This is a genomic window from Pseudomonas nunensis, assembly GCF_024296925.1.
Taxonomy (GTDB): Bacteria; Pseudomonadota; Gammaproteobacteria; order Pseudomonadales; family Pseudomonadaceae; genus Aquipseudomonas; species Aquipseudomonas nunensis.
Genome location: NZ_CP101125.1, coordinates 2001369 through 2025319 on the forward strand (window position 1 = coordinate 2001369; position 23951 = coordinate 2025319).

Annotated in this window: 20 protein-coding genes; 5 read left to right on the forward strand and 15 right to left on the reverse strand. The window is 60.6% G+C overall.

Going from position 1 to position 23951, the window contains the following annotated elements:
- Nucleotides 1–1014 carry a benzoate 1,2-dioxygenase electron transfer component BenC gene (gene benC / locus NK667_RS09055; RefSeq protein WP_054614437.1) on the forward strand — a complete coding sequence of 338 codons (1014 nt, stop codon included), beginning with the start codon at nucleotides 1–3 and terminating at the stop codon, nucleotides 1012–1014.
- Nucleotides 1015–1198: 184 nt separating this feature from the next.
- Nucleotides 1199–1972, forward strand: a complete 774-nt coding sequence (locus tag NK667_RS09060; protein ID WP_054614438.1) for a 1,6-dihydroxycyclohexa-2,4-diene-1-carboxylate dehydrogenase — start codon at nucleotides 1199–1201, stop codon at nucleotides 1970–1972.
- Nucleotides 1973–1977: 5 nt separating this feature from the next.
- Here the strand turns inward: NK667_RS09060 and NK667_RS09065 are convergent, their stop codons facing one another.
- Nucleotides 1978–2340, reverse strand: a complete 363-nt coding sequence (locus NK667_RS09065) for an NUDIX hydrolase (protein ID WP_054050673.1) — start codon at nucleotides 2338–2340, stop codon at nucleotides 1978–1980.
- Between the two features lie 211 nt (nucleotides 2341–2551).
- Here NK667_RS09065 and NK667_RS09070 point away from each other — a divergent pair, with 211 nt between their 5' ends.
- On the forward strand, nucleotides 2552–2743 hold the full coding sequence (locus NK667_RS09070) for an SPOR domain-containing protein (protein ID WP_054050675.1): 192 nt from the start codon (nucleotides 2552–2554) through the stop codon (nucleotides 2741–2743).
- 102 nt (nucleotides 2744–2845) lie between these two features.
- On the opposite strand, the gene NK667_RS09075 is transcribed toward NK667_RS09070, so the two are convergent.
- On the reverse strand, nucleotides 2846–3085 hold the full coding sequence (locus NK667_RS09075) for a hypothetical protein (protein ID WP_054614439.1): 240 nt from the start codon (nucleotides 3083–3085) through the stop codon (nucleotides 2846–2848).
- 164 nt (nucleotides 3086–3249) lie between these two features.
- Here NK667_RS09075 and NK667_RS09080 point away from each other — a divergent pair, with 164 nt between their 5' ends.
- Nucleotides 3250–3585: a hypothetical protein gene (locus tag NK667_RS09080; protein ID WP_054050680.1), complete on the forward strand. Its 336-nt coding sequence runs from the start codon at nucleotides 3250–3252 to the stop codon at nucleotides 3583–3585.
- A gap of 89 nt (nucleotides 3586–3674) precedes the next feature.
- Here the strand turns inward: NK667_RS09080 and NK667_RS09085 are convergent, their stop codons facing one another.
- Entirely contained in the window at nucleotides 3675–4229 is a 555-nt protein-coding gene (locus NK667_RS09085) for an RrF2 family transcriptional regulator (RefSeq protein ID WP_054050681.1), read from the reverse strand.
- 285 nt (nucleotides 4230–4514) lie between these two features.
- On the opposite strand from NK667_RS09085, the gene NK667_RS09090 reads away from it, so the two are divergent.
- Entirely contained in the window at nucleotides 4515–5717 is a 1203-nt protein-coding gene (locus tag NK667_RS09090; RefSeq protein WP_054614440.1) for an NAD(P)/FAD-dependent oxidoreductase, read from the forward strand.
- 216 nt (nucleotides 5718–5933) lie between these two features.
- Here NK667_RS09090 and NK667_RS09095 read toward each other — a convergent pair whose 3' ends face one another.
- The 12 genes from NK667_RS09095 to NK667_RS09150 all read right to left on the reverse strand — a co-directional run bounded on the left by NK667_RS09095 (nucleotide 5934) and on the right by NK667_RS09150 (nucleotide 23927).
- Nucleotides 5934–8408 (reverse strand): TonB-dependent receptor plug domain-containing protein, encoded by a 2475-nt coding sequence (locus tag NK667_RS09095; RefSeq protein WP_054614441.1) that lies wholly within the window; start codon nucleotides 8406–8408, stop codon nucleotides 5934–5936.
- Nucleotides 8409–8444: 36 nt separating this feature from the next.
- Nucleotides 8445–8942 carry a RidA family protein gene (locus NK667_RS09100; RefSeq protein ID WP_054614442.1) on the reverse strand — a complete coding sequence of 166 codons (498 nt, stop codon included), beginning with the start codon at nucleotides 8940–8942 and terminating at the stop codon, nucleotides 8445–8447.
- A gap of 143 nt (nucleotides 8943–9085) precedes the next feature.
- On the reverse strand, nucleotides 9086–10660 hold the full coding sequence (locus NK667_RS09105; RefSeq protein WP_054614443.1) for a flavin monoamine oxidase family protein: 1575 nt from the start codon (nucleotides 10658–10660) through the stop codon (nucleotides 9086–9088).
- Between the two features lie 138 nt (nucleotides 10661–10798).
- Complete coding sequence (locus NK667_RS09110) at nucleotides 10799–12931, reverse strand: TonB-dependent receptor (protein ID WP_054614444.1); 2133 nt, start codon at nucleotides 12929–12931, stop codon at nucleotides 10799–10801.
- 419 nt (nucleotides 12932–13350) lie between these two features.
- A complete protein-coding gene (locus tag NK667_RS09115; protein ID WP_054050693.1) occupies nucleotides 13351–14310 on the reverse strand; it encodes a D-isomer specific 2-hydroxyacid dehydrogenase family protein in 960 nt (319 codons plus the stop codon).
- Nucleotides 14307–15494 carry an acyl-CoA dehydrogenase family protein gene (locus NK667_RS09120; protein ID WP_054614445.1) on the reverse strand — a complete coding sequence of 396 codons (1188 nt, stop codon included), beginning with the start codon at nucleotides 15492–15494 and terminating at the stop codon, nucleotides 14307–14309. Before NK667_RS09120 ends, NK667_RS09115 begins: the two co-directional genes overlap by 4 nt.
- Before the next feature lie 203 nt (nucleotides 15495–15697).
- Entirely contained in the window at nucleotides 15698–16708 is a 1011-nt protein-coding gene (locus tag NK667_RS09125; protein WP_054614446.1) for an ABC transporter substrate-binding protein, read from the reverse strand.
- Between the two features lie 13 nt (nucleotides 16709–16721).
- Nucleotides 16722–17405, reverse strand: a complete 684-nt coding sequence (locus tag NK667_RS09130) for a peroxiredoxin-like family protein (protein ID WP_054614447.1) — start codon at nucleotides 17403–17405, stop codon at nucleotides 16722–16724.
- Nucleotides 17402–18748, reverse strand: a complete 1347-nt coding sequence (locus NK667_RS09135; protein WP_054614448.1) for an LLM class flavin-dependent oxidoreductase — start codon at nucleotides 18746–18748, stop codon at nucleotides 17402–17404. The genes NK667_RS09130 and NK667_RS09135 overlap by 4 nt, the downstream gene beginning before the upstream one ends.
- Before the next feature lie 15 nt (nucleotides 18749–18763).
- Nucleotides 18764–19726, reverse strand: a complete 963-nt coding sequence (locus NK667_RS09140; RefSeq protein WP_054614449.1) for an ABC transporter substrate-binding protein — start codon at nucleotides 19724–19726, stop codon at nucleotides 18764–18766.
- Between the two features lie 430 nt (nucleotides 19727–20156).
- Nucleotides 20157–22631: a TonB-dependent receptor plug domain-containing protein gene (locus tag NK667_RS09145; RefSeq protein ID WP_054050705.1), complete on the reverse strand. Its 2475-nt coding sequence runs from the start codon at nucleotides 22629–22631 to the stop codon at nucleotides 20157–20159.
- Between the two features lie 426 nt (nucleotides 22632–23057).
- Nucleotides 23058–23927: a TauD/TfdA dioxygenase family protein gene (locus NK667_RS09150; RefSeq protein WP_054614450.1), complete on the reverse strand. Its 870-nt coding sequence runs from the start codon at nucleotides 23925–23927 to the stop codon at nucleotides 23058–23060.
- Between the last annotated feature and the right edge of the window lie 24 nt (nucleotides 23928–23951).

Here is a 23951-nt window from a genome sequence, read left to right on the forward strand (position 1 = left end):
ATGACTCATTCCATCGCATTCAATTTCGAAGACGGCGTCACCCGCTTCATCGACGCCAATCCTGACGAAACCGTGGCCGACGCTGCGTACCGCCAGGGCATCAATATTCCGCTGGACTGCCGCGACGGCGCGTGCGGCACCTGCAAATGTTTCGCCGAGGCCGGTCGTTATGACTTGGGCGACGAGTACATCGAAGACGCCCTCAGTGCGGAAGAGGCCGAGCAGGGTTTTGTCCTGACCTGCCAGATGCGCGCCCAGAGCGATTGCGTGGTGCGGGTGCCGGTTGCGTCGGATGTCTGCCGCACTCGTCAGGCCAGTTTTGAAGCCACTATCAGCAACCTGCGCCAGTTGTCCGACAGCACCATCGCGCTGTCGATCAAGGGCGAGGCCCTAAGCAAACTGGCGTTCCTGCCGGGGCAATACGTGAACCTCGGGGTGCCCGGCAGCGAGCAGACCCGTGCGTATTCCTTCAGCTCGTTGCAGCGTGACGGCGAGGTCAGTTTCCTGATTCGCAACGTGCCCGGCGGCTTGATGAGCAGCTTCCTCACCGGCATGGCCAAGGCCGGCGACAGCATGACCCTGGCCGGACCGCTGGGCAGTTTCTACCTGCGTGATATCCGCCGTCCGCTGTTATTGCTGGCGGGCGGCACCGGCCTGGCACCGTTCACCGCGATGCTGGAGAAAATCGCCGAGCAGGGCAGTGAACAGCCGTTGCACCTGATCTACGGCGTGACCAATGACTTCGACCTTGTGGAACTGGATCGACTGGAAGCCTTCGCTGCGCGCATCCCGAATTTCAGCTTCAGCGCCTGCGTGGCCAACCCCGACAGCCAGCACCCGCTCAAGGGTTACGTGACCCAGCATATCGAGCCCCGGCATTTGAACGATGGCGACGTAGACGTCTACCTGTGCGGCCCGCCGCCGATGGTCGAAGCGGTAAGCCAGTTCATCCGCGAGCAGGGCATCGCGCCGGCCAATTTCTACTACGAAAAATTTGCCGCCAGCGCGGCGTGACTGTCTTCGCTGCGACATATTTTTGTAGCAGCTGGCGAAGCCTGCGTTCGGCTGCGAAGCAGTCGTAAAACCTGAGCGCGAGGTCTTCCTGGAATACCGCGTCGCCTGATATCACGACTGCTTCGCAGCCGAACGCAGGCTTCGCCAGCTGCTACGGATCGCGTTTTGTGCAAGTGAGGGATATATGAACAGATTTGTTGAAAAAGTCGTGCTGATCACCGGTGCCGCGCAAGGCATCGGCCGGCGGGTTGCCGAGCGAATGGCCGCAGAGGGCGCGCGGTTGATTCTGGTCGATCGTTCGGAGCTGATATTCGAGGTGCAACAGCAATTGGGCCAGGCCCATCAGGTGCTCGCGCTGACCGCCGATCTTGAGCAGTACAGCGAATGCAGTCGCGTGATCAAAACCGCCGTCGAGCGCTTCGGGCGCCTGGATGTACTGGTCAACAACGTCGGCGGGACGATCTGGGCCAAGCCGTTCGAGCATTACGAAGAACAGCAGATCGAAGCCGAAGTCCGGCGCTCGCTGTTTCCGACGTTGTGGTGCTGCCATGCCGCGTTGCCGTTCATGCTGGAGCAGGGCAGTGGCGCCATCGTCAGCGTGTCATCGATCGCCACCCGCAGCATCAATCGCGTGCCTTACGGCGCGGCGAAGGGTGGAGTGAATGCACTGACCGCGTGCCTGGCCTTCGAAACCGCCGGGCGCGGGGTTCGGGTGAATGCCACGGCCCCCGGCGGAACCGAAGCGCCACCGCGTGCGATACCGCGCAACAGCGCCGGGCAAAGCGCCCAGGAGAAAGTCTGGTATCAGCAGATCGTCGACCAGACCCTCGACAGTAGTTTGATGAAGCGCTACGGCACGCTGGATGAGCAGGCGAGCGCTATCCTGTTTCTGGCCAGCGACGAGGCCTCATACATCACCGGGATGATCATGCCGGTGGGCGGTGGCGATCTGGGCTGAGCACCTTACAAGCGGCGCTGAAACGCTTTGACGATTCGCAGCGTGGCGTCGCTGGTTTTCAGGTTGTGGACGGCGTCCAGCGGATGCCACATGCAATCAATAATCTCGTTGAGCGGCCGGGCTTCATGCAGGTTCAGCACCGACGCTTCATAAACATGGTGGCGGGTGCTGCCGTCCTCCAGTTCCATCAGGTACAGCATGCCGTCGACCCCAAGCCCGGTTTCTTCCGCCAGTTCCCGCACGGCGGCATCCATTTTGGTTTCGCCTGGCTCGACCTTTCCGCCGGGCAAGGTCCAGCGACACCTTGGCTTGCGCACCAGGAGGACGTGTCGGTCTTGCTCGCAAATAACGGTGGCGCGTACTTTCATGTGTTACCTGATTGCCCGTTTGTCATAAAACAGTCATAAAACTGCAATATTCGGGCCGAGGCCCCGTATTTCGGCGGTTTCAAGGGTTGGAGTTGTCGTGCAAGCCGAAAGTGCCACCCGATGTCGCGACGTCTGGTCGGCACCCGCGCCGGGGCCGGGTGTAAGGTAGGCCAGTCAATCTTTGATTTTCACTGCCCAAAAGGAGGTGACTATGAGCATTGAGATGCTGACCAAGATGCACATCAACGGTTACGACGTACTCAGCGTGAACCACGGCCCATGGCGGGTGTGCACCAAAGGTGACCGCCTGGGTGCCTTTGGCAGCCGCGAAGAGGCACTCGCATTCGCCGCGTCTTTGCCGGCCTACAAGGTTCGGGCGAGTCGGCCGGCGCGTAGCCAGTAGTTAATGTCGTACGAGTAGCCCCGGCCTGTGCCGGGGCTTTTTTATAGGGAGCGACCGGTTACCGCCATCATTGCCCATGCCGCCGGAGGGCCGGGAGAGGCGTTATTGAGGTTTCGTTCGGCTGATGCGCCGCGCCTTGACCTCCTCGGCGTAGCGCTTCAGCCGTTCTTCGTCCCCCTGGAGCACTTCCCGCAGCCGTAGGGCTACTTGGGCATCCACTTCATTGCCGGCCTGGCGAAACTGCTCCGCCAGGCGCAAAAGTTCTACCGCCGACCACCGCAGATTCGACTCCACGCCCTGGAGGTCGCGCCGAAGTTCCTGTTCGAGTTCGTTAAGCCACATGATGATCTCCTGCAAAATCCCCGCTACGAAAGATTAGCCCCGTTTGCCGCGCCGGGTGTTCCGTTCGTAAGGCCGCGTGGCGGTCTGTCGCTTTTACCAATCGTTCGCTGGATGTCTTTGCAACGACGCGTTACATTCGCCGTTTTTCAGGATAAGGAAGCATCATGCGGATGTTGATAGCAGGGGTAGCGGTGGCTATGTTGGCGGGTTGCTCATTGCCAGCGTCCCTGGTTCCCGGCGAGCCCAATGTCAGCAAATACAGCAGCAAGCCGCCCAAGGAATACGTCGCGTGCGTGCTGCCGTTGTGGCAACAGCAGATTCCCAAGACCACTCAGATTGGCATTTCCAACGGCTATCGCCTGACCGCGCCGAGCATCATCACGGCGGACGAGATCCTGGATATTGTGAAGTCGAAGGATGGCAGCCGGGTGTCGTTGTATCAGGGGCCGCCGTGGGCGAAATCGGCGGCGATGCGGCAGGCGGTGCGCGACTGCCTGTAAGACTGGGTATTGAATATGCAAAAAGCCGAAGCCGGATGATTCCAGCTTCGGCTTTTTTTGTGGCGAGCGAGCTTGCTTGCCACAGTTAGTTAGTCAGTGATGTCGGTCAGCGTAATGCTCTGTTCGCTGCCGATGCCTTTCTTCTCCCGTCGATCCCCCAGCCATTCATCTACTTGCCCGGCAAACTCCGGCGGGGCCTTGCGCCCGACCTTCCGGGCCAGGTCCAGAATGGTGGTCTGGGCGAGGGCGTCTTCCATACGTTTCTGCGCGGTCATCATTGCCCCGTGCACTGCGCAGCCACCGTCCAGCGCCCAGGCCGGCGCCGAGCCTTCGAACAACGCGCAACGGCCACGAATCTCGCGGCAATCGAAGATCAGCTTCTGGCCGTCGATGGCGTTGACGATATCCAGCAGGGTGATTTCATCGGCAAACCTGGCCAGTTTGAAACCACCGCGCACGCCTTCGGTGGCCACCACCAGTTTGGCCTTGGCCAGTTTGGTGAAGATCTTGGCCAGATAATCCAGCGGCACGCCTTGCAGCTCCGCGAGGTCGCGCACGCTCGCCTCGCGGGAGTCTCCGCCATTGCCCACCAAAAAAAGCAGGCAATGAATGCCGTACTCAACGCCTGCGCTGTAAAGAGACATAGTGATCTCCGACTAATGTAGTCGCAAATATTAGCAGCGGAACGGGAGGGCGGCAACGCGCTTCATCGGCTGCGGTTGCTGGGAGCTTCATGTTTTGAAGATGAGCCGGGCCAGTGATGGCCGGTTTAGAAGGGTTGAACAAACAGATCTGAAAAACCGATTGGAATGATCAGTAATGTTGACTTGTTTGATTTAAAGGCGACCAATAGAGTCGTAGTTGTTCGGTCAGCAGCGGTCGTTGACCCTAAACAAATTCATTACCTGGTTTTCCACTCGGAGTTAAAAATGAAACAACAGATTCTGGTCATTGGTGCAGGTTTCGGTGGCATGTGGACGGCTTTGAGCGCTACGCGTCTGTTCGATATTCACAATCACGACGCCGTTGAAGTGACCGTTCTGGCCCCGCAGGCCGAGCTGCGCGTGCGTCCGCGCTTCTACGAACCGAACGCCCATCAACTGGCGGCGCCGATTGGCGAGCTGTTCGACGCGGTCGGCGTGAAGTTCCTCCAGGGCGCCGCTGAAACCATCGACGTCGAGCAAAAACAGGTTGGCTATATTGATGCTTCGGGTGCCAAACAGGTGTGCAGCTACGACAAACTCGTTCTGGCCACTGGCAGCCGCCTGGCGTCATCCAACACCCCGGGCGTAATCGAACATGCCTTCGACGTTGATCAGATCGAACAAGCCGTGCGCCTGGAAAACCACCTGAAATCCCTCGCCAACCTGCCAGAAAGCAACGCTCGCAACACCGTTGTCGTGGCTGGTGGTGGTTTCACCGGGATTGAAACTGCGACTGAAATGCCCGCCCGCCTGCGAGCGATCCTGGGTGATCGCGCCGACATCAATGTGATCATCGTTGATCGCGGCGAAAAAGTCGGTGCGTCCATGGGTGCTGAAATCAGCCAGTCGATCGCCGAGGCCAGTACCGAACTGGGTGTGAGGTGGCAGCTGAAATCGACGGTGGTGTCGGTTGATGAAAACGGTGTGACTTTGGCCGACGGCCAGCGCATCGAAGCCAACACCGTGATCTGGACCACCGGTGTGCGCGCCAGCTCGCTGACCGAACAGATCCCGGGCGAACGCGATAACCTTGGCCGTCTGCACGTGGACGCGCACCTGAAAGTCATTGGCCAGGACGATATCTTCGCCACCGGAGACGTGGCTTATGCAGCCTCCGACGACATCGGCAACCACGCGCTGATGACCTGCCAACACGCCATCGTCCTCGGTCGTCATGCCGGCAACAACGTGGCCGCGCAGATTCTCGGCGTAGACCCGACGCCGTACAGCCAGCCCAAGTACGTGACGTGCCTGGACCTGGGCGCTTGGGGCGCGGTGTACACCGAGGGTTGGGATCGCCAGGTGAAACTGGTGAAGCAGGAAGGCAAAGAGCTGAAAACCCAGATCAATACCGTGTGGATTTACCCGCCAGCGGCCAATCGTGAAACGGCGTGGGCGGCGGCAGATCCGCTGATTCCGATCGCTTGATGAGCGCAAGTCCGCACAAATAGTGTTGATATATAAGGGCTTACGATTTTAATTAACCGAACGGTGTGCAGAAAAATATTGTTTCAAAGTGTTTTAGTAGGTTAATATTGCCCTGCGTTCACCACCACGGTTTATGCATTTTTAAGTCCCAGGCGTCCATCAGCTGCCTGGGATTTTTTTTTGCCTGCGATTTGTGTCCTTCAAAAGAAGTGGCGATCAAAACGCATATTGCAACCGGGTGTAGTAGTAGCCGCCGGTAAAGCCGAACGGCGAATAGCTGCCCCAGTTGTCGCCGAACGATGAGTTGGATACGCCGATGTGGTCCGGGTATTTGTCGAACAGGTTCTGCGCGCCCACGGCCACGGTCAGCTGTTTGCTCAGGGCATAGGCGACGTCGAGGTCGGTGATCCATTTGGCTGAGTACTCGCGGTCCAGGCTTGGATCGCTCGAACTGTTGACCTCGGTGTAGGTGCCATAGCGGGTCAGGCGCAGGTTGACGTCGAAGTCGCTGATGCCCCAATCGGCGGCGAAAATCATCTTGCTGCTCGGCGAGGTCTTGGTGATCAGCGCCCGGGATTGGCGACCCATCAGTTGAAAATTCCCCAGCGCAGTCAGCTGCTCCGGGGTGTCGTTCACGCTGAGGATCTGCGTGTGGTTGTAGTTCAGCGCCGCCGTCCATTTCACCGTGCCGTAGCGATTCAGGTTCTGCCGATAATTACCCACCACATCGACCCCGGAGGTGCGGGTGTTGGCGCCGTTGGTAAAGTACTGCGCACCCGCCGTGGCCGGTACGCCGATGCCGTCGAGCAGGGCGGCGACGCCGGGACCCTGGAAGCGTTCGCTGAGGACCAGGCGATCACGCAGGTTGATCACGTAGCCATCGACAGTCAGGCTCAGGTCTTCGCTTGGCGTCAGGGCAAAACCGAGGCTGAAGTTGGTCGAGCGTTCGGGTTTCAATGCTTCGGCGCCCAAGGCCTGAGCACCCGCAGAGTCCACCGGCAAAATCACGTAGTTATAGGACTGGTAGACGCCATTGATGGTGTCGAACCCGGTCGAGCGTGCGGTGAAAATCTGGTTCGCCAGGGACGGCGCACGAAAGCCGTTGCTGACGCTGCCGCGCACCGAGAACACCGGGTTGAACTCGTAGCGGGTGCTGAGCTTGCCGCTGCGGGTGCCGCCGACGCCTTCGTTGTAATGCTCGTAACGCCCGGCGACGCCGACGTACCACTGTTCCACCGGATAGAAGCCGAGATCGATGTAGCTGGCGACGCTGTTGCGGCTGACTTTCTGCGCATCTTCCGGGGTGATGCCATTGGTAACCTGCGCCCCCGGATCGGGACGTTGCCCGGCCCGTGGATGGCCGGCCGGGAACACGTAGCCGCCATCGATATACGAAGCTTCGGAGCCGGCGCGGGTTTCGTAGCTTTCGCGCCGATGCTCGAAACCGAAGGCCACGTCCATGGGTTTGGCCAGGCCGATTTCGTAGCTGTTTTTCAGGTCGAGGTTGCTGGTCAGTTGATCGGCGATGTAGATGCCGGAAGTGAACTTGTTCGGGGTGTTCTCGCCGAGGGACGGGTTCTGATTGTTGTAAGTTCGTTGCTTGGCGTAGTTGCGCCCGTAGGTGCTGCTCAGGTCCCAGGCCCAGCCGCCGAAGTTGTCGCCCTTGGCGCCGAACGCGGACTGGAAGTCGGTTTCGTTGACCAACCAATAAGGGCTGTAGCCATCGGGATAACCATTGGGGCCGGTGGTGATGGTGTTGCGCCCGCTGGGCAGGCGGAAGTTCTGGCCGTCGTTGTTCTCGCGGGTGGCCACAGTCGAAAACGAATACAGGGTCAGCGCATCGCTCAGCGGCAAGTCGAGGTTGTAGCCGGCATCGGCCAACTGACTGCGCGGCAAGCCGTAGCCCTTGTAGGTGTGATGGCTGGCGTCGGCTTCGCGCGGGTCGGGCGAGCCGTCCGCCTGCGGGTAGTAATGGGCGCTGTAGCCGTTGCTGCCGGCCTTGTTGTCGCGCTCCTGATAGCGGGTGTCGAGGGACACGTTGAGCACTCCTGCCTCACCGACCTGGAAACCATAATTCAGCGCTTCCTGGCCGGTGCCGCGCTTGCCGTCGTAACCCTGGCCGAGGGTGGTGTCGGAGCTGCCGCCGGTGGTCTGCTTGAGGATGATGTTGATCACCCCGGAGATCGCATCCGAACCGTATTGTGCCGCCGCGCCGTCGCGCAGCACCTCGATATGGTCGATGGACGCCACCGGGATCAAGTCCAGATCGCTCGGCGCCGCGCCGCTGTTGATCCCGTTGATATTCAGCGTGGCGCTGGTGTGCCGACGCTTGCCGTTGACCAGCACCAATACATGGGAGGCGGTCAGTCCGCGCAGGGTCGCCGAGCGCACCACGCCGCTGGCGTCCCAACCGGCGCGGTCCGGTAGGTTGAACGAGGGAATGAATTTGCTCAGCGCCTCGAGCAGGCTCGGTTTGCCGACGGAACGCAGTTGTTCGCCGGTGACCACATCGATCGGTGTCGGGCTGGTGGTAACGGTGCGTTGCTCGGCGCCACGGTTACCGGTCACGACGACGGTGTCGAGGGTCGGCGCTCCGGTTTCAGCGGCTTCGAGGCTGAACGAGGTCAGGCTGCAAGCAAAGGACAGCGGCAATAATAAGGGGCGATAAGCAGGTACTGGGCAGTTGCGCATAAAGGTGAAGCTCCTGGATTTCGGGTGTTGTCCGTGTCATTTCTTGCGTGCGGCGACGGCTTCGATTTCCACCAGGCCACCGGGCAGCGGCAGCGCTACGACTTGAATCGCCGTGCGGGCCGGTTTGTTCGGTTGCGCAGTGCTGCCGAAGAACGGCGTATAGCCTTCCTGCAAACCGGCGAAATCGAGCTTGTTGCCCTTGGCCGGATCACCCACCAGGAACACCCGCAGTTGCACCACATCGCCAAGGTCCAGGCCCTGGCTTTGCAGTACGCCTTTGAGTTTGTTGAGGATCGAAGTGGTCTGGGTCGCCGTATCGCCATAAGCGGCGAAGGAGTCTTTAGGTGCTTTCGGGTCATGCAGATCGGCGAGTAAACCGCTGACGAACAGCAATTCGGTTTGCGCCGGCACCGACACTGCCAGCGAGATCGGGAAGTTAGAGTTGGGCAGGGCGATGCGTTTGATTTCATCGGCCTGGCTGGTGAGGGCGGTGGCGGTCATGAGCAATCCTGTGAGCAAAGTAATGGCTTTCATGGGTTATTCCTTTAAATGAGTCGATGACCTGTGGGAGCGGGCTTGCTCGCGAAAGCGGTGTGTCAGGCAACATTGATGGCGGCTGATACACCGCTTTCGCGAGCAAGCCCGCTCCCACAGGGTTTGTGCTTGACTGACTGGCTTCAGGCAGCAACGCCCGATTGAGTGCGCTCCGCATGTCGTCCAATCAGCCCGACGATGCGTCGCGCCGAGTCGGCGGCGCTGTTCTGCCAGATGCCGACGCCGCCGTGGGCGAGGGCGTCGCTGGCCAGGTAGGTGCGGCCTTGCGGTTCGTTGAGAATCTGATAGGCGCTCTCGCCAACCTCGTCGTTGACGATCCACGGGCCTTTGCTGAACGGCACCTTGGCCCAGTTGATCGCCACCGGTTTTTGCAGTTGCGCGCTGTACCCGGGGTGCAGCAGTTCGACGGCCTGCCGGGACGAGGCAAACTGTTCGGCGAGGGATTTTTTGCTGAAGGCCTGGGCTGATTCGCTGGTGTTGTAGGCCGCGACCAGAATGCCTTGGGCGCTGTTCAGGCGATCGCTCGGATACCACAGGCCTTTGACTTCGTGATCCAGGTACGAGAGGCCGCCGTAGATGTTGAAGTCGGTTTCCCAGAAACGCGGCGACTGCCAGGCGACTTTGTTGGCCTGATCGCTTTGCGCGCTGAGAATCGCTTGCTTGAACGGCGGGCTGAAGTTGCTCGGCAGTTTCGCCAGCAGCGGCAGCGGCACCGTGACCACGGCGTAATCGGCGCTCAGGGTTTGTGTCTTGCCAGTCTTGCGATCCCGATAAGTGATGCGGCTGCCGCTCTCGGAAGTCTGGATATCGCTGACCTCGGCGTTGAAACGCACCGCGTCCTTGAGCTTGTCGTAGAACGCATAGGGAATTCGGTCCATGCCGCCAACCGGTTGGAACATGGTCGAGGAAAACTCCGGGATTTCATCGAACACCAATGCGCCCCAGAGCTTGGGATTGAGCAAGGTTTGCAGCTCCAGCGGTGCGCGGGTCACGCCGGTTTGATCGCCTGCGCCGGGTACGCGGGTGTAGCCGGAGCGCACCGAACCCTTGTATTGGAAATCGGCGTTGAGGTCGCCGTAGACCTTGAGGAAATTCAACAGTGCCTTGCGGTCGTCGACGCTCAAGTCCTGGTCGAGAGCTTTGCGGCTGACGGTCCTTGCCAGCAACTCTGATAACTGACCGCGTGTGTCGTTGACCGCTTGGCGCAACTGGAACGCCGGTTTGCTCGGGTCCGGCAGGGCCAGCGCGTTGCGGCTGCTGTTGACCAGCACTTGCAGCTCGACACCCAGCTCACGGCAGTAGCCGAGAATGGTCTGGTGGTGGCTGGGAATCCGTGCCGGGCCGGCGTTGAAAAACTGCCCATCATCGAAGTCGACGGTCTGGCTGACGCCGTCGTCGAAATCGACTTTCGTGCCACGCCGCAAAGTCCAGTTGCGTCCGCCAACCCGCTCGCGGGCTTCGAGAATCGTCACGTTGAAACCGGCCTTGCGCAGCTCATAGGCACTGACCAGTCCGGAGATGCCGGCACCGACGATCACCACGTTTTTACCTTTGCCACTGCTGCCCAGTTGCAACGGTTTGAAGCTCGCCGCCACGGCCTGAGGCGTGAGCCCCAGCGCGCCGAGAGCGCCGACAGCGGCACCATAACCGCCGACGGCGGCAATGCGGGTAATCAGTTCTCTGCGGGTAAAAGCCATTGTGTTGCTCCTTGGCATGAAGAGGTGTGGATCCTGCGTAGGAGCTGCCGCAGGCTGCGATCTTTTGATCTTGATCGTTAAAAGCAAGATCAAAAGATCGCAGCCTGCGGCAGCTCCTACGGGGTGTTTGTGTGAGGTTTAGAGGTCGTAACGCACCGACAACAACAGGGTTCGCGGGTCGTTGATCGAGTAGTAGCGAGCGCCACTGGACGGCACGTAGCCGACCGATTGCGGGTAGGCGCGGTCGAGCAGGTTTTTCACCGCCAGCGTGGTGGTCCAGTGACCGTCGCTGGAGATGTAGCGGGTGTTGGCGTTCCAGAAGGTCTGCTTGGGGATTTCCTGCACGTCGTCGTTCAACGCGTTGGCGTAGGACTTGGTCTGGAACTGCGCGTCGGTGCCCGCCAGCCAGGTGCCGGGCAGTCCGGCCGGGATCGTGTAATTGAGGCCGAGGCTGGCGTTCCAGCGTGGCGAGAACACCAACTGCTTGCCGTTGGCATCGACCCCGGGACCGCTGGCGTTTTCGAAGTCGTCGTACTGGCTTTGCAGGTAGCCGACGTTGGCGGTCAGTTGCAGGTCGCGGGTCAGGGCGGTCAGGGTTTCCAGCTCGACGCCGTAGGTGTGGGCCTGTCCGACGTTGGTCCGCAGGCTCACGCCCAGCGCCGGGTCGTAGGCGTTGGTTTGCAGGTCCTTGTAGTCGTTGTAGAACACCGCGACGTTGGCCCGCAGGCGCTGGTCGAAGAAGTCACCCTTGAAGCCGGTTTCCCAGGTGGTCACGTCTTCCGGCGAGAACGCCTGTTCGGCGGCGGCGCGGGTTGGTGCGCGGTTGTCGTAGCCGCCAGCCTTGAAGCCTTTGGCGACGTAGGCGTACTGGTTCAGGTGCGGAGTCCAGGCATATTCGAAGCCAATTTTCGGGCTGGTGGACTGCCAGGATTTGCTCGAATCAGCGGTGAAGTTGGTCTCGGTGATCTGCCGGTTGGTGTTGATCGCGTAGTTGGTGTAATCGAAATTCTTGTGCTCGCGGGTAAAGCGCAGCCCGGCGATCAGCGACAGTTGCGGGGTGATCTTGTAACTGCCCTGACCATACAGCGCGTAGCTTTCGGTGTTGGTCGTGCTGTATTGGCCCTGGCCGATCACCCGGTTGCGCGCCACGGAATAAGTGAGGTTGTCGCGGTCGGCTTCGAATTTTTCGCGGTACAGGTACAGGCCGGTGCTGAAGCTGAATTTGTCGTAGTCGCCGTTGAGCTGGAATTCCTGGGTGGCGTAGTCCTGCTTGTAGGTGATCAGGTTGTTCTGGATCAGCGCGGCTTGACCGGAGTTGTCGTAGTCCACCGGCTGGTTGAACGCCGAATAGGCACTCACCGATTTGAAGCTCAGGTTGTCGTTGATCGTATAGATCGCGCGCAGTACCGAACTGCCTTGATCGAGGCGGTTCTTCGGGTCGAGGCTGCTGTAGGTCTTGAATTTGTCGAAGTGGCCGTTGGCATCAAACGGCGTGTAGCTGGTGGTGTCGCCACGGTCGAAAGTGCCGGCAAGGGTCAGTTGCACATCCCACGGCGAATCGATGGGGTTGAAGCGCAACTTGCCGCGATAGGACTGGATGTCGACGTTGTTCACATCCTTGCCGCGCGTCGGGTTGGAGACGGTGCCGTCGCGGGTCAGGCGGATCGCCGAAAAACTGCCGAACAAGGCGTTGTCCACCAGCGGTCCGCTGATCAGGAAGCGGCCGTTCTGCGCGTTGTAATTGCCGGCGCCGAGTTCGAAGAAACCACGGGTTTCCTGGGTCGGATCGCGGGTGATCACGCGGATCGCACCGGCGCTGCTGTTGCGTCCATAGAGCGTGCCTTGGGGGCCGCGCAGCACTTCGACGCGCTCGACGTCGTTGAAGTCGAGCATCGAGGAAATTGCCCGCGGGATGTACAGGTCATCGGCGTACACCGCGACGGCGGACTCCTGGATCGGGTCGGTTTCGCCGATGCCGCGAATGCCGTAGGTCTGGGCGCTGTAGGAGATCGACTGGCGGCTGAGGGTCAGGTTCGGTACTTGCCCGGAGAGGTCGCGGATGCTTTTGATCTGCTTGTCGTCGAGGGTTTTCTCATCGAACGCCGAGATCGCCAGTGGAGTTTTTTGCAGGTCTTCGCTGTGGTGTTCGGCGGTGACCGTGACAACAGGGAGGGCACCATCCTTGGTGTTTTCATCGGCGTGGGCCGACAAGCCGAACAGGGCCAGCGAGACGGCCAGCGTCAGACGGTTTGCAGTGAAGGTGTTGTGCATGGTGAGCCCCAGGTGTGTAAGTGCAGCGTTGGCGATGTCAGTTTTTTTTAGGCAAAGCGTTGCCGTGGCCATGGTTTGAAAGCCATGGCGGTGGGGGCTTTAGCCGTTTTCAGGTTTTGGGTGTGGCGGTTGACCGTGGAGTGGTGTCGGCCGGAAAAACATGCAGTTCCGTGGGCCTCCACCTGGTCAGGGGTCGGTGATGGTTGTAACAATATTTGTATAATACGGCGCTGTAAAAGTCCGATTAGTTATAAGTTAATTATAAAAAATAGGCATTAAGTGTTTAGTTGAAATGCGTAAAGCTGATGTTGTTGTGGCGGATGATAAAACGCCTTCGCGGGCAAGCCTCGCTCCTACAATTGGAATGCATTCCCTTGTAGGAGCGAGGCTTGCCCGCGAAGGCGGCAGAACGGCTGGAATCAATACCCGCGCTGTACGTTCGCCAGATTCTCCGGCGCCAACCCATTCAAGAAGCGCTCAAGATTGGCCAGGAAACTGTCCGCAATCTCATGCCGGCTGTTGCTGGAAATCGCCGAGGTGTGCGGCGACAGGCGAACCCTAGGGTGGGAGTAGAGCGGATGTCCATCGGGTAGCGGTTCCGGCTCGGTCACATCCAGCGAAGCGAGTCCAATCGCGCCGCTGTCCAGCGCTTCAAGCAACGCCCCGTGATCGAGCAAACCACCCCGGGCAATGTTGATCAGGTGCAGGCCTGGCTTGGCGCTGGCCAGCACCGCGCTGTTGACGATATGCCGCGTCGCACCGGTCAAAGGCGCGGCCAGCACCAGGTGATCGGCGCGGGCAAACAGATCATGGATATCCCGCGCGGACTCTACGCCTTCGACCTCGAATGGCGTTTCACTCTGTCGCAACGCGACCACATTAATGCCCAAGGCATGGGCCTTGGTCGCCAGGCTGCGGCCAATCGCGCCGAAACCGAGAATCCCCAATGTGGTGCCCTTGAGCGGCGTCAGTGCGGTGAAATTCCACTGTGAGTCATGCACCCAGATGTCCGGCAGATGCTTGGCGGCGGCGAAGATCGCAGCCAGGGCGAACTCGGCGATGTTCTCGGCGGCGCTGCCGCGCGAAGTGCTGACTGGCGGGCCGTTGAACAGCCATTTGGGGTAGAAGTCGATGCCGGACGACACCACTTGAATCCACTTCAAACCGTAGGGCCAACCCGGTGGCGGTGTGTCCGGCGCCAGGTAACCGCGCACGTTGATTGGCCGCGCCAGCAGAATGCTGACCTCGGCTGGCAAGTCGCTGGGCACGCCGGCCGGGACGTCCAATACCTCAGCGCCCGGGTGTGTGAGGGCGAGGCGTTGGCGGATCACCTCATTGAAATCTGCGTCCAGTTGGCTGGCGATCACGAGCTGGCTCATTGGCTGTCCTTTGGCTGGCGCTGGGCGAATACGGCTTTGCCGACGCCTTGCAGCACGGCGTCGTTTTGCGGGGTGTGGACGCGACTGCACAGCACATCGCGGTAATGCCGTTGCAGCGGATTGTGCCGCGACAGACCGGGATTGCCGGATGCTTCAATGGCCAGCTCTACGGCGCGGATCGCGTTGCCGGTCACCAGGAATTTCAGCTGCGCGGCGTTGCTCGCGGGGGTGCGGCCCTCGGCGGCGGCATCCAGCAGGCTGCGATTGGCGAACAGCAACGTGTCGATGTGGCCGACGGTCTCCTGAAAACGCGGCAAGGTGGAGAGTGCCGCACCGAGGTTGGATGGCTTGCGTTGTTCGAGCCAGCCGACCAACCAGTCGCGGGCAGCTTGGGCAACGCCGTCGTAGACCGACGACAGCAACACCGACATCCACAGGAAGCCATCGCCATCCAGTTCCGGTTGCGGCGCACTCCACGGGCTGACGCTGACGGCGTGATCCAGCGGCACCAGCACGTTGTTGAATACCACTTCATGGCTGCACGTGGCGCGCATGCCGAGGTGATCCCAGTCGTCGATGATGCTGATCCCCGGCGTGTCCTTGTGCACCAGCCAGGCGCCGACTAGCGGATCTTCATCGGTGCTGCGCGCCCAGACGCTGAACCACGTCAGGCCATGGCTGCCGGTGGAATAGATCTTGCGCCCGCTGATGCGCCAACCGGCGGACGTGCGTCGGGCAACCGTTGCCGGCAACCCACCGCGAGCCGGGGTGCCTAGGTCGGGCTCGACCCGCAAGGCATTGATCAGCGCGCCGTGCTCGACGGCGTCTCGGGCCACTTGCAGACGCAGGGTTTCGGGCCAGGTTTTGCTGTCCTGCAGGCGTGTGTGTTGCAGGTATTGCATCACCAGGATCAACGCTGTCGAGGGTTCACCCTTGGCGATTGCGCTGATTGCCTTACGTGCCTGAACCAGACTCGCGCCGCCACCGCCGAGGGCTTTGGGCACGGTCAGCGCGACCAGACCGTGCTCGTGCAGCAGCTTGAAATTGTCGTGGGGGAAGGCGCCGCTTTCGTCATAGACGTGCGCCGTGGCGCCGAGTTGTGCGCCGAGGGTTTCCAGCAGTGCTTCGAAATTGGCCGCTTCGATGGAGCGCAGCGGCGGGGCGTGTTGAGAAGAAAGACTCATGATGGAATCACTCGATCAAAAATGGCTTGGAATCGATATCTATGCCGGCGCAATCAACTGTGGCGAGGGGGTTTACCCCCGTTGGGTCGCGAAGCGGCCCCAGCATTTTTTCAGTCATACCGTGCCAGCAGGTTTTGCGACTGCTTCGCAGCCGAACGGGGGTAAACCCCCTCGCCACAGGGTTTTGCGCTCGGCCTTAGGACTCATATCGGCAACAACTTGAACTGCCGATCCCACAACGGCCCGACATCCAGCCGTTCACTCAGCACCCCGGCATCAAAGAACAGATCCGCGACTTCCTGCTGCGAGGCAATCGCCTGATCGTCCACTTCGAGGACTTTCCACGGCTGGCTGCGGCTGTTGTACATGTCGAGGAACACCGCTTTGTCGACGCCGAGCAACTGCGCGGATTTGCTCGCCCACGGCTCGGGGTTGTTGTTGATCCATTCCAGTGTGCGTGCGGTGCGTTGCACATAGTCCTGAATCGCCTGCTTGCGCAGCGGGTCTTCGAGAGCGGCGGGGCGGGCGGCCATCAGATAGTTGCCGGACAAATAACCCTGCGCAGTCTTCAACACCCGGGCGCCGCTGCGGAATTTCGCCAACTGGATAAACACCCCATAAATCACCCACGCATCGAGCTGGCCGCTCTGGAACGCGCTGAAGCCATCCTGCGGCGTGAGCGCGACTGCGGTGATGTCCTTCATGGTCAGGCCCTGTTCCTTCAGGGCCTTGATCAGAAAGTAGTGCGAAGTGGTCGAGCGCACGTACCCGACGCGTTTGCCGCGCAACTGGCCGACGGATTCGAGTTTTGAATCCTTGGGAATCAGGAACACTTGGTTGTTCACGTCGCCCTGAATCACCGCGATCAGCTTCGGTTGGCGATGGCTCTGGATCGAGAAAATCGGCGGGATTTCGCTCATGGAACCGATATCCAGACTGCCCGAGGCCAGTGCTTCGACGATCAGGTTGCCGCCGGCAAATTCCGCGTAATCGACCTTGTAAGGGCGGTTGGCGGTGCCGGCGTCTTCGGTGAAGTACGATTCCTGGCCGCGATAGGTGGCGACGCCCAGGGTCACGTCCGAGAGCAGGGTGTTTTGCGCGAATGCACGCGGGCTCAAGCCGAGCGAGGACAACCCCAGCGCGCCGACGGCAATCGAACTGGCCGTCAGGAAGCCGCGACGATTGAACTGCCCCTGTGAGATGTTTTTCGTCATGGTCAGACTCTGGTCAGATAGCGAGTTGCAAGGCGGTTTGCCCCAGCAGTTGTTCAACGGCGTGCAGCACCGGGTCGGCTTCGGTGCGCACCAGCCAGTCGGGGCTGACCTCGGCGAAGGCCACGCTGCCGTCCCGGGCGATCACCACCACGGTCGGCTGCGGCAATTCCCAGGTGCCGGTGCCGGTGGTTTCGCCGATACTCTTGCCTTTGGCCAGCGCGGCGTTACGCGAGGCTTCATCGAAGCTGTAAAGAATGCCCAGGCGCCGGCCGAGCTGGTTATCCGGGTCGCTGGCTACTTGCAGGTCGAGGGTGTGGCGGGTCTTGATTTCGATCAGGCGCTCCGGCACTTGCGGGCTGACCGCCACCAGCGGCACCCCCAGCGCATGCAATTGCGGATAGAGCCGGCGCTGGTAAAAGGGCAGGGCGATGTTGCACGCCGGGCAGCCGGCGAAGCGGAAGAAAATCAGCACCGCCGGACCGTTCGCGAGCAATTCGTCACGGCTCAGGCTGCCGCCTTCGACCTTCAGCAAAGTGAACGGCTCCAGCGTGTCGCCGACCCTGACGAAATCGTCGACCCTGGCTTCATCCACCAAGCGTTGACGCTGATCGATATTGATTTGCAGGGCCGCCGGCTCCCAGGTCGCCACGCGTTCGGCATGCAGGTTCGCGAGCAGTTGATTGAGGGATTCGCTCATGCCACTGCCTCGCTTTTCTCTTGAACTTGAGGGGTGGTGTGACGGTTGGCGGGCACGTCGAGCCCAAGGTTGTCACGCAAGGTGGAGCCGCTGTACTCGTCGCGGAACAGACCGCGCTGTTGCAGCACCGGCACCACCAGTTCGGTGAAATATTGCAGGCCATCGGGCAGCAGCGAGTTGATGATGAAGCCGTCGGCGGCGCCTTCTTCGAACCAGGTCTGCAACGCATCGGCGACCTGCTCCGGCGTGCCGACGAAGTCTCGACGTGGTCGTGAGAAGCGCAGGGCGACCTGGCGCAAGGTCAGGCCTTCGTCCTTGGCCAATTGTTTGATCCGGTCGGACCCGCCTTTCTGGCTGTTGGAACCCAGATCACCCAGTTCGGGGAACGGTGCGTCCAATGGATACTGGCTGAAGTCATGGTCATTGAATGGCCGGCCGAGCGCGACAATCGCATCCTCGATGCCCACCAGCTCCACTGCTTGCTGATAACGGCTTTCGACTTCCGCTTCATCGCGACCAACGATCGGGCGGATGCCCGGCAGGATCGACAGTTTCTGTGCATCCCGGCCGAAACCGCTGGCGCGTTGTTTCAGGTCGTTGTAGTAGGCGCGGGCTTCGTCGAACGACTCGGGGCTGACGAAAATCGCATCGGAGTTCTCGGCGGCGAAATTGCGTCCGTCCTCCGAGGTGCCGGCCTGGAAAATCACCGGCTGACCTTGCTGCGAGCGCGCAATATTGAGCGGGCCTTTGACCGAGAAAAATTCACCCTTGTGCTCCAGCGCGTGCAATTTGCCGGGGGTGAAAAACTCGCCGCTTTGCTTGTTGTAGGCGAAGGCGTCGTCTTCCCAGGAATCCCACAAACCCTTGACCACATTCACGTGCTCCTTGGCGATGCGGTAGCGCACGGCATGCGGCGGATGCTCGGTCTTGCCGAAGTTATCGGCGGTGCCGCTGAGCCACGAGGTCACCACGTTCCAACCGGCGCGACCGCCGCTGATGTGGTCCAGGGAGGCGAACTGGCGTGCGACCTGGAACGGTTCGGTGTAGCTGACGGTGACGGTCGCCACCAGGCCGATATGTTTTGTGGTGGCCGCCAGCGCCGAGAGGATGGTCAGCGGCTCGAAGCGATTGAGGTAGTGCGGGCTGGATTTTTCGTGGATGTGCAGGCTGTCGGCGATAAACACGAAGTCGAACTTCGCGCCTTCGGCCAGTTGCGTCTGCTGCTTGTAGAAATCGAAGTTCACGCTGGCGTTGGGCTGCGCCTGCGGGTGGCGCCATTCGCCCCAGCCGTGGCCGACGCCATGCACCATCGCGCCGAGTTTCAATTGACGTTGTTTGCTCATGGTTCTACTCCTGAATTAGCGCGATGCCTGGGTGGTCGGGGCACGCTGGGCGTTGAAGCTCTTGTCGAAGCCTTGGGAGACGTCGATGTGTTTGGTCAGAATTCCTTCTTCCTGATAGATGTCCGCAGTGGTTTGCAGGCCTTTGATCACTGTGTCGTCAATGGTGACTGGCTGCATGTGCGTGCCCTTGGCCACGGCGACGTGCACGGCCAGCGGCAGGCCGGTGACCTTGGCCTGGGCGGCGGCGTATTCCTCGGGATGGTTGTTGATCCAGCGGTAGGCGCGATCGACCCGGGCGACGAAATCGTCGAGTTGCTGGCGCTTGCCGGCGATCGCCTGGCTGGTGGCGGCGAGGTACAAATGGTTGGTCAGCAGGGAGTCGCCGCTGGCCAGAACCTTGGCCTGGCTTTGGGTGGTGGCAATCGTGGTGTACGGGTCCCAGGTCGACCAGGCATCGGCGCTGCCGTTGTCCAGCAGGATTCGCGACTCGCTCGGCAGCAGGTAGATGAACTGCACGTCGTGGGTGCTCAGGCCGACGCTGCGCAAGGCCTTGATCGCCAGGAAGTGGCCGATGGAACCGCGAGTGGTGACGATCCGCTTGCCCTTGAGGTCGCTGGCGTTGTTCAGGGGCGAATCCTTGAGCGCTAGGATCGCGGTGGTGTAGCGACCTTCGGCGTGGATGATGCTGACGACTTTCAGCGGTGCGCCGGCGCCGAGGGCGAACACGTAAGGCGCATCGCCGAGGGCGCCGATGTCCACCGCGCCGGCATTCAACGCCTCGCCTAACGGTGCGGCGGCGGGGAACTCGGAAAACTGGATTTCGTAGGGCACATCCTTCAATTCGCCGGAGACTTCCAGCAGCACTTTGATCGAGGATTTTTGATTGGCCACCAGCAGCGGTTGCAGGTCGGCGGCGTGACTGGTGGCGGTGAAGCCCAGAGTGCAGAAGAGGCTCAACAACAGTGGTTTGAGTGACATGAGATGCTCCAGGCGAGTTGTTGTGCTTCGTATTGCCTCCGCCTGGAGAAGGGGTCGGTCTGGAGTTGACGTTATCTCTATAAAAAGCGCTTGGGAAAGTCTTTCTGGTTATATGCTAATTATTAAGTAAGCTGATTATAGGGATGTTCAATATGAAATAAATGCATTTAGTTGAGGCCGAAACACAAATTCCCTGTGGGAGCGGGCTTGCTCGCGAAGGCGCCGTGTCAGCCGACATCAATGTTGAATTTGAAACCGCCTTCGCGAGCAAGCCCGCTCCCACAGGGGATCTTCGTCGTGTGCAATATTTGCGTGCACAGCAAATCCCTTGTGGGAGCGAGCTTGCTCGCGAAGGCGGTGGGTCAGGCAACATCACCGTTGACTGATCAGCCGCCATCGCGAGCAAGCTCGCTCCCACAGGTCTGCATCGTCAGAAGTTGTAGGCCAACCGCGTGTAGTAATACGCGCCGCCAAATCCAAACGGTGAAAACTGTCCGTATTTGTAGGCGCCGGCCCAATCCTTGATGCCGTTTTTATCCGGGTACACGTTGAACAGGTTGTTCGCGCCCAACGCTACCGTCAGGTGCTTGGTCAGGTCGTAGGCCGCGTCCAGGTCGGTGATCCATTTGGCGCTGAATTTGCGGTCGTTCACCGGGTTGTTGTCGCCCTCGGTGTAGCTGCCGAAGCGGGTCAGCGCCAGGTTCAGGTTGTAGTCGGTAACTTTCCAGTTAGCCGCCAGGATCAGTTTCGATTGCGGCGTGGCGACGGTCAGGTCCTTCTGCAGACGGCGGTCGAACAACTGGTAATTCGAGCCCAGGCTGGTGAGTTTGGCCGGGTTGTCCTGGAGCTTTTCGATCTTGGTCTGGTTCCAGTTGTAGGCGGCGCTCCAGCGCACCTGGCCGTATTCATCCAGTTGCTGGCGGTACTCGTTGATGATGTCGATGCCGCGCGTTCGGGTGTCCACCGCGTTGGTGTAGTACTGGGCAAACAGTCCCGGCGACAAGCCGTTGGCGACCAGGATCTGCGAAACTGCCGGGCCGCCCAACAGGCTGGTGGAGACGATGCGGTCGCGAATACCGATCTGATACAGGTCGGTGGTCAACCGGTAGTTTGCCGTGGGGTCGTAGGTGAAACCGAGGCTGTAGTTCAGGGATTTTTCCGGCTTGAGCTTTTCCGCGCCCAGGGCCTGAGCCTCCGGAGTGTCCACCGGCAACACCTTGACCGGCACCGAAACCTGCTCGCCATTGACCACGCCGCCCGAGGTGAAAGTCGACGAGGCATAAATAGTCTGCGCCAGGGACGGTGCGCGGAAGCCGTTGTTGACCGTGCCGCGCAGGGCGAAGGCGTCGGTGATTTTGTAGCGGGTCGAGAACTTGCCGCTCCAGGTACTGCCGATGTCCTGGGTGTAATGCTCATAGCGCGCAGCGGTGCCGACGTACCACTTATCCGTCACGTCCAACCCCAGATCGACATAACTGGCGACGTTGCTGCGACTGATTTCCCCGGCGTCGGCGGTGCTGGTGCCGTTGTAGGAGGCCAGGCCCGGCAGCGGCGTACGGCCGGCAAACGGTCCGCTGGGGATCACATAATCACCGGGGGTGTAGGACGCAAAGTCACCCGGCTCGATCTGGTATTTCTCCCAGCGGTATTCAAATCCGAAGGAAGTTTGCAGCGGATTTTTCAGGCCGATGTCGAAGCCGCGACTGAAGTCGAGGTTGTTGGTCCACTGATCGAAAATCTGCGAGGCCAGGTTGAACGAGGTCGGGCTGGTCGGCCCCAGAGACGGGTTGAGGGTGTTGTTGGCATTCAGGGTCGAATCGTCCTCGCCCCAGGTCGAACTGGCGTCGTAGTTCCAGCCGCCGACCTCGCCCTTGAAGCCGCCCGCCACCTGGAAGTCGATGGTGCGGTTGCGCCGTTGCGCGTGCACGCCGTCGGGGTAGGGCGTGTTCGGGTCGCCCGCCAGGGACGTGATGTCGTTGGGGCGATAGTTGCCGGTGACCTTGGTGGTTTCCATGTAGCTTGCGGTGGAGAACGAGTAGAACTTCAGATCATCCTGAATGGGCAGCTCAAGGTTATAGCTGGCGTTGGTGACCTTCTCCCGGCCCAGCCCATAGCTCGGGTTCCAGCCGTGGCGATTGACGGTCTGGTCGCGGCTGTCGGGGAAACCGGGTGATGAATAAAGATTGCCGGTGGCACTGCCGGTGCGGTCGAAGGGTTCCTGTTCCTTGCTGTCCAGCGCCAGGTTGGCGAATCCGTCATTTGGCAGCGCCAGGCCGTAGTTGACCGTCTGGTGCACGGTGTCGCCATCGCCACTGCCGTAGCGTCCGAACGAGGTTTCGGCGCTGCCACCGCTGTCGTTTTCCTTGAGAATGATGTTGATCACCCCGGCGATGGCATCCGAGCCATATTGCGCCGAGGCGCCGTCGCGCAGCACCTCGATATGATCGATGGCCGAGACCGGAATCAGGTCGAGGTTGACCGGCACCGCCGCCGTGCCGATGCGCGCCAGGTTGTTGATCAGCGCGGTGTTGTGCCGGCGTTTGCCGTTGACCAGCACCAGCACCTGATCCCCGGACAGACCGCGCATGGTCACGCCGCGCACCGACCAGGACGTCCCGCCGCCATTGATCGCCGGCAGGTTGAAGGAGGGCAGCAGGCGTGCGAGCAATTCCTTGAGGCCGACTTTGCCGCTGGCTTGCAGTTGCTCGGCGCTGATCACATCGATCGGCGAAGGGCTGTCGGTGATGGTGCGCGGTTGATTGCCACGATTGCCGGTCACCACCACGGTGCTCAGGGTTTTGTCCGGCTCACTGGTTTCGGCATGCACCTGAAGGCTTGCCGTCAGCAGGCTCAAGGCTGCGGCGGCGTAATAATCGTATTTCACTCGGGGGCTGGATGAGGTCATGACGCGAATTCCTGAAAGATTGCACGCACAGGCAAAAATACCGATCAGCTAAAAATCGCCAGCCAAACATGCTTCCCGTAGCAGCTGCCGAGGCACGAGGCTGCGTTCGGCTCGTAGCAGCTGTCGAGGCACGAGGCTGCGTTCGGCTCGTAGCAGCTGTCGAGGCACAAGGCTGCGTTGGGCTCGTAGCAGCTGTCGAGGCACAAGGCTGCGTTGGGCTCGTAGCAGCTGTCGAGGTACGAGGCTGCGTTCGGCTGCGAAGCAGTCGCCAAACCTGAACACGCGGTCTGCCTGAAACACCGCGTCGACTGGTTTCACGACTGCTGCGCAGCCGAACGCAGCCTCGCAGGCTCGGCAGCTGCTACGGGGCGTTTGGTGGCTAGTTGATCGGCATTGGGTTGCCGGGTCTTTTCTTGGGGGGTGAGGTCAGGCCGCGTTGGCGCGTTTTACCCGATGTGGAATGTCGTCATAAGCGATGAGGACCCGTTCCATGCGGCGCGGATAATCGCCGTAGTTGTAGACCGGGTAGTGCAGCGTCGAGCGGTTGTCCCAGAACGCCACGGAGTTTTCACGCCATTTGAAGCGAACCTGATGCTCGGGCTTGTTGAATTCCAGCAGCAGCCGATCGATCAGTTGCTTGCTCTTTCCCGGCGTCCAGCCGATCACCGAAGGGTTCTGCGAGAAGTTGATGAGCAAGCCATCCTCGCCGGTTTCCGGGTGGGTGCGCACCAGCGGATGCGCCAGGATCGGGTAGTCGTAGCCCACTTTATCCAGGGCTTTCTTGAAGTCGTGGACCACATACACATCGTCGATTTCTGCGCGCAGGTCATCCGGCAATGCGCGATACACCGCGCCGGTGTCGGCCCACAAGGTATCGCCGCCCACCGGTGGCAAATCCACGGCGCGCAATATCGCGCCGAGGGTCGGGCGCAGCAGCCAACTGGTATCGGTGTGCCAACGGCCGCTGATCTTCGGACCATAAAGCTTGCGTTCATCCTGGGCTTGAATCAGGTGCGCTTGCGGTTGCGTCGGATCGTTTTGCTGGGTGGTCGGGTGCACGTACAGCTCACCGAATTCCCGGGCGAAGGCGATCTGCTGTTCGGTGCTGATCACCTGGTCGCGGAAGAAAATCACTTTGTGCTCCAGCAGCAACTGGCGCAGTTCATCGCGCAGGGCTGGGGTCAGCGGCTGGCTCAAGTCGAACCCGGAGATTTCGGCGCCGATGGTCGGTTCCAGGCGGGTGACCTGCAAGGTTGGTTGTGGCTGTAAGTCAGTGCGGTGCAAGGCAGAAGGCATGGTGAAACTCCTCTCGGTTGTGGG

Coding starts and splice junctions, on each gene's coding strand:
- benC (WP_054614437.1), top strand. CDS start 1: ATGACTCATTCCATCGCATTCAATTTCGAAGACGGCGTCACCCGCTTC.
- NK667_RS09060 (WP_054614438.1), top strand. CDS start 1,199: ATGAACAGATTTGTTGAAAAAGTCGTGCTGATCACCGGTGCCGCGCAA.
- NK667_RS09065 (WP_054050673.1), bottom strand. CDS start 2,340: ATGAAAGTACGCGCCACCGTTATTTGCGAGCAAGACCGACACGTCCTC.
- NK667_RS09070 (WP_054050675.1), top strand. CDS start 2,552: ATGAGCATTGAGATGCTGACCAAGATGCACATCAACGGTTACGACGTA.
- NK667_RS09075 (WP_054614439.1), bottom strand. CDS start 3,085: ATGTGGCTTAACGAACTCGAACAGGAACTTCGGCGCGACCTCCAGGGC.
- NK667_RS09080 (WP_054050680.1), top strand. CDS start 3,250: ATGCGGATGTTGATAGCAGGGGTAGCGGTGGCTATGTTGGCGGGTTGC.
- NK667_RS09085 (WP_054050681.1), bottom strand. CDS start 4,229: ATGTCTCTTTACAGCGCAGGCGTTGAGTACGGCATTCATTGCCTGCTT.
- NK667_RS09090 (WP_054614440.1), top strand. CDS start 4,515: ATGAAACAACAGATTCTGGTCATTGGTGCAGGTTTCGGTGGCATGTGG.
- NK667_RS09095 (WP_054614441.1), bottom strand. CDS start 8,408: ATGCGCAACTGCCCAGTACCTGCTTATCGCCCCTTATTATTGCCGCTG.
- NK667_RS09100 (WP_054614442.1), bottom strand. CDS start 8,942: ATGAAAGCCATTACTTTGCTCACAGGATTGCTCATGACCGCCACCGCC.
- NK667_RS09105 (WP_054614443.1), bottom strand. CDS start 10,660: ATGGCTTTTACCCGCAGAGAACTGATTACCCGCATTGCCGCCGTCGGC.
- NK667_RS09110 (WP_054614444.1), bottom strand. CDS start 12,931: ATGCACAACACCTTCACTGCAAACCGTCTGACGCTGGCCGTCTCGCTG.
- NK667_RS09115 (WP_054050693.1), bottom strand. CDS start 14,310: ATGAGCCAGCTCGTGATCGCCAGCCAACTGGACGCAGATTTCAATGAG.
- NK667_RS09120 (WP_054614445.1), bottom strand. CDS start 15,494: ATGAGTCTTTCTTCTCAACACGCCCCGCCGCTGCGCTCCATCGAAGCG.
- NK667_RS09125 (WP_054614446.1), bottom strand. CDS start 16,708: ATGACGAAAAACATCTCACAGGGGCAGTTCAATCGTCGCGGCTTCCTG.
- NK667_RS09130 (WP_054614447.1), bottom strand. CDS start 17,405: ATGAGCGAATCCCTCAATCAACTGCTCGCGAACCTGCATGCCGAACGC.
- NK667_RS09135 (WP_054614448.1), bottom strand. CDS start 18,748: ATGAGCAAACAACGTCAATTGAAACTCGGCGCGATGGTGCATGGCGTC.
- NK667_RS09140 (WP_054614449.1), bottom strand. CDS start 19,726: ATGTCACTCAAACCACTGTTGTTGAGCCTCTTCTGCACTCTGGGCTTC.
- NK667_RS09145 (WP_054050705.1), bottom strand. CDS start 22,631: ATGACCTCATCCAGCCCCCGAGTGAAATACGATTATTACGCCGCCGCA.
- NK667_RS09150 (WP_054614450.1), bottom strand. CDS start 23,927: ATGCCTTCTGCCTTGCACCGCACTGACTTACAGCCACAACCAACCTTG.